General features: G+C 36.8%; 7 protein-coding genes. 4 read left to right on the top strand and 3 right to left on the bottom strand.

What is annotated here, in order from left to right:
- Nucleotides 1-48 precede the first annotated feature (48 nt).
- A complete protein-coding gene (locus A37Q_RS0109395; protein WP_154648673.1) occupies nt 49-909 on the bottom strand; it encodes an acetolactate decarboxylase in 861 nt (286 codons plus the stop codon).
- A gap of 493 nt (nt 910-1,402) precedes the next feature.
- Between A37Q_RS0109395 and A37Q_RS0109390 the strand changes: the two genes are divergently transcribed.
- Nucleotides 1,403-2,623 (top strand): FYVE zinc finger domain-containing protein, encoded by a 1,221-nt coding sequence (locus A37Q_RS0109390; RefSeq protein ID WP_026196621.1) that lies wholly within the window; start codon nt 1,403-1,405, stop codon nt 2,621-2,623.
- 81 nt (nt 2,624-2,704) lie between these two features.
- Nucleotides 2,705-4,870 carry a hypothetical protein gene (locus tag A37Q_RS0109385; RefSeq protein WP_018300021.1) on the top strand — a complete coding sequence of 722 codons (2,166 nt, stop codon included), beginning with the start codon at nt 2,705-2,707 and terminating at the stop codon, nt 4,868-4,870.
- Between the two features lie 50 nt (nt 4,871-4,920).
- On the opposite strand, the gene ettA is transcribed toward A37Q_RS0109385, so the two are convergent.
- A complete protein-coding gene (gene ettA, locus A37Q_RS0109380) occupies nt 4,921-6,597 on the bottom strand; it encodes an energy-dependent translational throttle protein EttA (protein ID WP_018300020.1) in 1,677 nt (558 codons plus the stop codon).
- A 161-nt stretch (nt 6,598-6,758) separates the two neighbouring features.
- Between ettA and A37Q_RS0109375 the strand changes: the two genes are divergently transcribed.
- The gene (locus A37Q_RS0109375) at nt 6,759-7,517 is read left to right on the top strand and encodes a helix-turn-helix transcriptional regulator (RefSeq protein WP_018300019.1); all 759 of its coding nucleotides are present in this window, start codon (nt 6,759-6,761) and stop codon (nt 7,515-7,517) included.
- A gap of 16 nt (nt 7,518-7,533) precedes the next feature.
- Here A37Q_RS0109375 and A37Q_RS0109370 read toward each other — a convergent pair whose 3' ends face one another.
- Entirely contained in the window at nt 7,534-7,995 is a 462-nt protein-coding gene (locus tag A37Q_RS0109370) for a hypothetical protein (RefSeq protein ID WP_035405124.1), read from the bottom strand.
- A gap of 120 nt (nt 7,996-8,115) precedes the next feature.
- Between A37Q_RS0109370 and A37Q_RS0109365 the strand changes: the two genes are divergently transcribed.
- Nucleotides 8,116-8,353: IS1-like element transposase (locus A37Q_RS0109365; protein ID WP_018300017.1), on the top strand; the 238-nt coding region annotated here is incomplete at its 3' end.

The raw sequence follows: 8,353 nt of genomic DNA, 5'->3' as shown, positions 1-8,353 counted from the left end.
AATGCAATCTCAGCGGGAATGGGAATGAATCTTAAGCATGTGATGAGGTTATTGACACCTGTTTAGACATACCTGACACAGATTAAATGAGTCACTCTGGTAGATGGGTTGGGTATTTGTGTCCTGCATGTCACTGTTTGATTTATTTTTATCCAGAAGAAGCTGGCTCAACTCAATTAGGGCATATCTTTGAGTTTTGAAATAAAGTTCAGTGAACAATAAACACACAAAAACAATGTGAAAAGCTACTTTTTCAGGGGCGACTAATTTATCATCCTGACTTAGAAAGTGCGTGTGATAACCCGGCACACCAAACCCAGCAACATATTTTGGTGAATAGAACATGACAAAAGTGCCTGCAACATCCGTAAGCATATAACGATTTTCATTGTGTTTTAACCACTCAACTAAAGGTGTGCCCATTTCTTTATCATAATTCTCGCTACGCGCAAGCACACGTGCAAATTTACCTTTAACCAATACAGCATAGCTATTTTGATTATTTTTCATTTTATTTGAGATTTGAGCTTGTAGCTTGGTCAATGTGATTTTTTTGTTGATTGCAAAGCTAAGTCCATCATCCTTTTTAAAATCTGTTGCCGTTAAGAATGACAGCCCATCACCGTCTTTCATCTCTCTCATGTTTCCATGTGGATCGGCAATAAAATACTCACCATTAACAGCCACAACTTCCCCAAGGCCAACACCAGCACCAACCCCAAAGTTATTCCCATCATCTTTGGCTTGTTCAACGGAAACTTTCTCATGGTAGTCTCCTGCTAAAAGCGCACTAATGGTTCCGTATTGATATTCTGTAGAATAGTGTGGTTCTTCTGCAGCATATGCATGAAAACCACCGACAGATAAAAAAAGCACGCTAGCGGCACTCATGCGCTTGATGATATTCAAAACTCTCTCCTTAATTACATTTGATCAATAAACTAATCGTGATAAAACTAAGTTGACTATAAAAGAAATACCAGCAGAAGGCTAGAGAAGAAAAATCACCAATTATATAACAGGTCAAAATCACTTATTGCCCGTAAAGTAGATATTTATAATTATTTCAAAATAACTTGAATCGAAATTCAATCCATGTCAGCATATAAAATATAACAACTCAAATAGATGTATATTAGAAATCATGGATGATTTTTCAAAATACAAATTACATAATTAATATTAGTTAATCCTAAATCGTAATACTTAATGGGAATATTTTAATAATTGCATCAAGGAAGTGCAACGATGTTGGATATATCTTTTGTCTATCATCTAAAGCTTGCTAATAAGTGCTTTTTTAAATCATGATGTCCAAAAGGTGGATTTGTAACTATAAAAAGTAACGCAACATATTGCCTAAGTCAAACGCATACCTATATTGTTATCAAGGAAATCCAGAATGCACATAAACAACCGCTTATGCTATTTTATCCATGAGTCCCTAGTGGTTTTAAGAAGAAAAGACATTGAAATAGCTGACAAGTTAAAGCAAATATATAAAGTTTATGATCAAAGCGCTTCTATGGAGAGATTTGACCGAATAAAAGATCTTCAATACCCCTCCTATAAACAGCAGTTTCAAGGAGAAGCGCACTTTGAAGATATTGGCTTTGGGCAATATCTATTACAACGATATGCTACCTATGCCAGATCTCGCGGTAATTGGATATATTTTGATAATCGATACCATGCCTCTTCTTATGCATTCCAGCAGCAAGTGAGGGAAAATGCAAGGGTGGTTATTAACCCTCACTCCGCAAGCTTAACCGCTAATATAATAAGCTTTTTACTTTCTGTATTTAGAAAAAATAAAGGTGTCATTTCCTTTAAAGTGAATCAAATCTTAAATGATAAAAAATGTGATTTTATTATCATTTATTGTGACAACCAAGCGGCAGCAACTTCCATTTTAAAACAATTATTGGATCAGTTTGCTGGCAGCAAGCCTGAAACTGCTGGTTCGTTGCCTTTTTTTATCAGTGAACACTCATATATGGGATGGGCTACAAACATTCCCTCTTTATCCTTAGGGAATTATGTACTCTCTGCCGTAATCACTTCAACCTTGGCAATTTTTAAACATTTTGATCATATCTCTCGGGACATTTCACATCAGCAAATCTCAGAAATCGCAATATGCATGAATGAATACTGGGGCATCAACCTAACACATCCACATATCATAAATACCGGATGGCAAGAGCAAAAGCTCTGTCGCATCGTGCAAGAAATCAACAGGCCAAAGGCAGTTGCTAGCAATACACTTATATGTATTACACAAACTGCTAAAGAGATCTGGGAGAACGCTCAAAGGCGCGTCCTTCAACTCAATGCACAAAGTATACAGCACAGCGGTCGTTGCCAGTTTTGTGGTACTCGAACGTGGAAAGGTTGTAGACACAATTGTAGATGCTGCGCAAGATTGGCCTGTAATAAATGCCTTGATACAAAGCAAACCTTTTTAGCCTATGATAAAAAAATTGGGGAGTCGAAAGTAACAAAAGAGTATATTTGCGGAATTTGTAGTGCCTTTTATAGCTCTACACACGAAGATATCAGCACTATTAGAAATATTTCCTCAACGATATCCGACTATCAAATATGGAAAGCTGAAGATTAAGCTTACTCAGTATATACCTACTCATGTTCATCTATGAGCAGATTAAATAAATGGAATTATTTATAAGGAAAGATTAAAACCATGTCAAAACCACAAATTAATTTTACTTGGATAGGAGATATCCCTTCTCCCAGAGAATGTAGAGATCTTGGCCCATCAATGTGCAGACACGATCTAATAGGTCCTAGCAAATTTTCCTTGGAAGACCCTACTAGAGAGATTATATTTTGGTGCATCGATAAGCATGTTAATATATATGAAAATGAGTTTAGGCAATATAGAAATATTAAGGTTAGAGGCATTTTTTCCTATATGAGCGCCCTTATGCAGGATCATGATGATACTCGAAGCGAACAAGGGTGGATTATAAATAGAGTCAACTATATGCTTCATCATTTATATACGCTAAAAGATAAACGCTCTCTTATCGATATGAAAAACCTTTTGTCCCTATTTTTCTTATACATGACAGGCTGTCCGCAGGGTGCATATAGCTTTGATACCAATGTAGTCCCAACCTTAGCCCCTAGTGGAAGATCGAGGCTGGAAGCACATAAAGAAGGATTGAAAATGATGAAACTACGAGAATATTCACAGGATCAACGCCTGATGGCCAGTTATTTTAATGTTATCAATGTACCTGAAAAATTTAAACTTCCTTTTCCCCTTAAAGAGGGAAGCCACTTGCATGATGATCCCATATTAATTAATGATGTCACAATTTTTAAAGCTATTTTCCTTGACCCACATGCTACCAAGGGGGAAAGCCATTTATTACATAGCACTGAATTGGAACAAATGACTCAAATTAATTCCTCTAACCTTGAAGGAGAGCGCGTCATTGTATCCTCAGTTGATGTTGGTGTGCTCTATGGACACGCAAATAGTTTAGAGTTACGCGATGCACTAAAAACCTATATATTCTTATTTCCCGGATACTTAAAGTATAAATTACAAACTTGTAGCGACAGAAACACCGTGTATCACCAAGGAGCAAACCTTTTTATTAGTAGTATCATAACCGCTATATATACCAAAGATAGCACCACTATGAGAACTCACTTTTTTCCCTCCTCATGGAGTTCATCTCACTCAAATGCTTTTATCCCCACCCTCCAAGTGAATAAGCTTTATTTCAATACACACAAAGCCAGAAATCTAAATTTACAGTCATTACAATTAAGTACGCAGGCTAAATTACATATTAAGCCCATAGATAATATATTCGGAGCAAGAACAGGCTGGCTGGGGATGAGCCCTTTCTATGCATCTATTGACTCCAATGCACTGCCAAGAAAGATGGCATTAACTACTGATATATTGTCATTGACTGATCATTATCTACCTAACAATAAATGCCTGGGGTGTAGTAAAGAGGTAGAGAATATTTCTCACTCCCTTTTGAAATGGAAAAGATACAATGTTATCCATGAGGGAGAACAAGCATTTATTGATAGAGCATTAGAGAGAATATCTAGCATTCCTATATCAACTGCCGATTCACATATCTGTAAAGAGGCTTTTGATAAAGCTTGTGAAATTGTAAATGAATTTATGGACGTTACAACCTACGAAGACACATCCCATACTACAAAAAGAAGTGATACTGAAGTGAAAGTCAGTGACGGAACCATGCGCATAGTCTATGAGTTTCGTTTTTTTATAGTCCGCTGGGAAATCCAACGAAAGGACTCTCATTGCGCCTATTATAATACATCAGATCAGATCAAAGGCTTTATTAATGACTGCCTATCAATTTATGAACGAATGATTAAAATTGGCGATAGAAGACAATTAAGAGCACACGTAGGAGGTCTCTATAATATAGATAAAATCTCTTTATTAAGGGCGTTACACTGGTTTTCTTCATATGATAAATACAGAGATATACGATCAGGATTTTTATGTATACAGACCTTTATCCAATCCTATCTTTTTGCCAACATGGAACATGATCGCAGAGTTAAAATGAACCTTAAAACAAGCGAGATTATTCGCATTGCAAAGAAAAATTCTCTGTTAACCAATCAGTATTACTTTATGCTCAACACTGTATGTGATTTCTATGATAGAGGCCAGGATTTTTTCCAGCGGACAAGTGAAATCGAAATAGATGAAAACCCTAGAATTCAAGCAAAAGCCGATCAGCATGAACAAGTTATGAATATCATTAAATCTAACCTACAAACTCATACTAGCATTGAGGGCATGAAGGCGCTTATAAGCAACGTTGTAAGGTTGAGGTGAGTTTTAATCTCACCTCTAACACCCCTTTAATTAACGTTCGATACAAACAACTAAGCAGTAATCTTCTTATATTTAATACGATGCGGATCAATAGCATCATCGCCCAAGCGCTTTTTCTTATCTTCGGTATAGGCTTCATAGTTCCCTTCAAACCATGTAACTTGGCTGTCCCCTTCAAAGGCTAAAATATGCGTTGCAACTCTATCTAAGAACCATCTGTCATGTGAAATAACCATAATGCATCCAGGGAAGGCTAAAATCGCCTCCTCAAGCGCACGCAAAGTCTCAACATCCAAATCATTTGTTGGTTCATCAAGCAGAATAACATTACCGCCTTTGCGTAATAACTTGGCCAAATGAACACGATTTCGCTCACCACCTGAGAGGTCTTTGATATATTTTTGTTGATCCGATCCTTTAAAATTAAAGCGACCAACATACTGGCGAGATGGCATGGTAAATTTCCCAACCGTGATCACATCAAGACCATCTGAGATCTCTTCCCATACAGTTTTGCTGCCATCAAGCGTATCACGTGATTGATTCACATAAGCCAAATCAACCGTGTCTCCAAAGTTAATGTTACCACTTTGAGGTAATTCAATACCCGATATCATCTTAAAGAATGTGGACTTACCTGCACCATTAGGTCCAATAATACCAACAATTGACCCAGCTGGCACATTAAAGCTTAGCCCATCAATTAAGATCCGATCATTAAAGCCCTTAGCAATATTGTCAATTTCAATTACCTTGTTGCCTAAACGAGGGCCAGGTGGAATATATAAATCCTGTGTAGCATTTCGTGATTGGAACTCTTCTGAGCTTAACTCATCAAAGCGTGCCAAACGTGCTTTTGATTTAGCCTGTCTGCCTTTGGCATTTTGTCTAACCCATTCAAGCTCTTGCTGCAAAGCTTTTCTGTGTGCAGTTTGCTTTTTCTCCTCTTGAGCTAAACGCGCCTCTTTTTGCTCTAACCAGCTGGAATAGTTCCCTTTAAATGGAATACCCTCACCACGATCAAGCTCCAAAATCCACTCAGCAACATTATCAAGAAAATAACGATCATGCGTAATGGCAACCACTGTCCCTTTGTATTCCTGCAAGAAGCGCTCCAGCCAAGCAACACTTTCTGCATCTAAATGGTTTGTTGGCTCATCTAAAAGTAAAATATCAGGAGATGACAATAAAAGCTTACAAAGTGCAACACGGCGAATCTCACCCCCAGATAGTTTTGTGACATCAGCATCCCAAGCAGGAAGGCGAAGTGCATCAGCTGCCACTTCAAGTTTTCTGTCAATTTCCCAAGCCCCTGCCGTATCAATTTTATTTTGAAGCTCACCTTGTTCCGCTAAGAGCTTATTCATTTCATCATCACTCATAGGCTCACAGAACTTCATACTAATCTCATCAAAACGAACGAGCATATCTTTGAGATCAGAGAGCGCCTCTTCAACATTACCGCGCACATCTTTTGTTGGATCCAATGTCGGCTCTTGCGGCAAATAACCAATTTTCACCCCTTTTCTCGGTGCGGCTTCACCAACAATATCAGTGTCAAGCCCAGCCATAATGCGAAGAAGTGTTGATTTCCCTGCACCATTTAAGCCCAATACGCCAATTTTTGCGCCATCGAAAAATGATAATGAGATATCTTTCAAAATATAGCGATTCGGTGGCACAATTTTGCCAACACGATGCATAGAATAAATATATTGTTCAGACATAATTAACCTGTTATGTAGATAAAAAAACTTAGCTGATTGTACCAAAATTTGCCTGTTTATGCTCTTGATTCTCAAGGAAAACTCAATATACTGTCGAAATATTTATAACTATATTAATTTTTTGTGTAATTATTCTAATTAATAGCGATAGTTTCTATGGATTGAAATGTTCAAATCATATTGAAGAGATAATTAAACCACTTCATATTTATGGTATCACATATTTCAATCATATTAGAATATTTAGAGATGGCAGTAGATATTCGTTATCTAATAACGCTGCTTGGCTTAATCATTTTTTTGAGAATCAGTATTATCGGATAGGGAATTTCAGCAATAAATTTCTGAATATATCAGAAATTAAATATCTACTATGGATTGCATGTCCTGATGATAAAGTGTTAGAAGTTGCTAAACTGTATTTCAATATAGCCAATGGCATTACAATTTACAAAAATAAAACCGACTATATAGACCTCTATCTGTTCGCCTCTACAAGAGAAAACCATAGTATTAATAATTTTTATGTCAATAATTTAGAAATTTTAGAACATTTTATTTACTTTTATATGGAAAAATCTAAAACCATACAACACACGATTATACCGGACAGACCAAAAATATCTAAGGATAAACCATGCTTATTCCACAGTACTTCCACCAATGTAGCTAAGAGCGAAAAACACAAAGCCTTTTTTCAAAAAACTCAAGTTAAACAATATATTATTTCATCTACATTACCTACAGCCTATTTAACAGCACAAGAGTATCGATGTATTACTTTATTAAAAGAAGGATATAGCAAAAAGTTTGTAGCGTCCTCCCTAAATATTAATGTTAGAACACTACGCAGTTATCTAAAAAATGCCCAAATGCGGCTATGTGTATACTCACTAGATGAACTCTTCAATCTTTTATGATGTCGTGAGCTTTCTCTTATCCCATCTTTGTACTTCTCCCTGCATATCTAAATTTATTAACATAATCTGTTGGTGGGCACACCATTAGTTGACCAAAAACATATACACCAAGACTTGCGAAGAACTTGACTATAGCAACAGATGCATCTTCAGCGGGAAGTCTGTCAATCTGCTGTTGAATATTATTACTCCAGTTTTTATCTTCACTGATATAAAAAGGGCCTGTACTCCACCAGTTATTTCTTCCATTTCCATGCCCTTGAGCGAAATACACCTTACCATAGTCAATGCCATTTATTGTCAAATAGCCTGAAATATAAAAGTTTAACTTCCTAGGAGCCAAATCTTCATTTACACATGTCCCAATAAGAGGCAGATTTTTTATTCTATCAACAAATTGATGGGCAACTTCACTAGTGCCATGCCTCCCTGCTTTGACCGTAATTTCCAGCATCCCTCCTACCACTTCTGATTTCACCACTCCTTTCCAAGGCTGACCTGAGCTAACATCATAGTCCTCTTTATCTGGAATAAAATGAGTTAATAGTGGGGTAGTGTTTTACTTTGTCTTAACTCCGTGTAAAATGCTCAATCAAAAATGGCAAAAATTGACGTTACTTGCAGGCTATGTAAATCCAATAATACAGTAAAGGCTGGTAGGCATAGGATAAAGTCAAACCCTGAGGGAGTTCAGAAGTATAAATGCCAAGATTGTGGCAAATACTTTCAGCTTGAATATAAAGCAAAAGGCAGGCTTCCTGAGACAAAAGAAAAGATTATTGATATGTGCAACAATGGTAGTGGTATTCGTGATACGGCACGTGTGCTCAAAGTCA

Origin of the sequence: Fangia hongkongensis FSC776 = DSM 21703 (genome assembly GCF_000379445.1) — a bacterium.
In the GTDB taxonomy this organism is placed as follows: domain Bacteria; phylum Pseudomonadota; class Gammaproteobacteria; order Francisellales; family Francisellaceae; genus Fangia; species Fangia hongkongensis.
The sequence above is the reverse complement of the archived record's forward strand: the minus strand, read 5'-3'. Positions and strand labels throughout refer to the sequence as shown.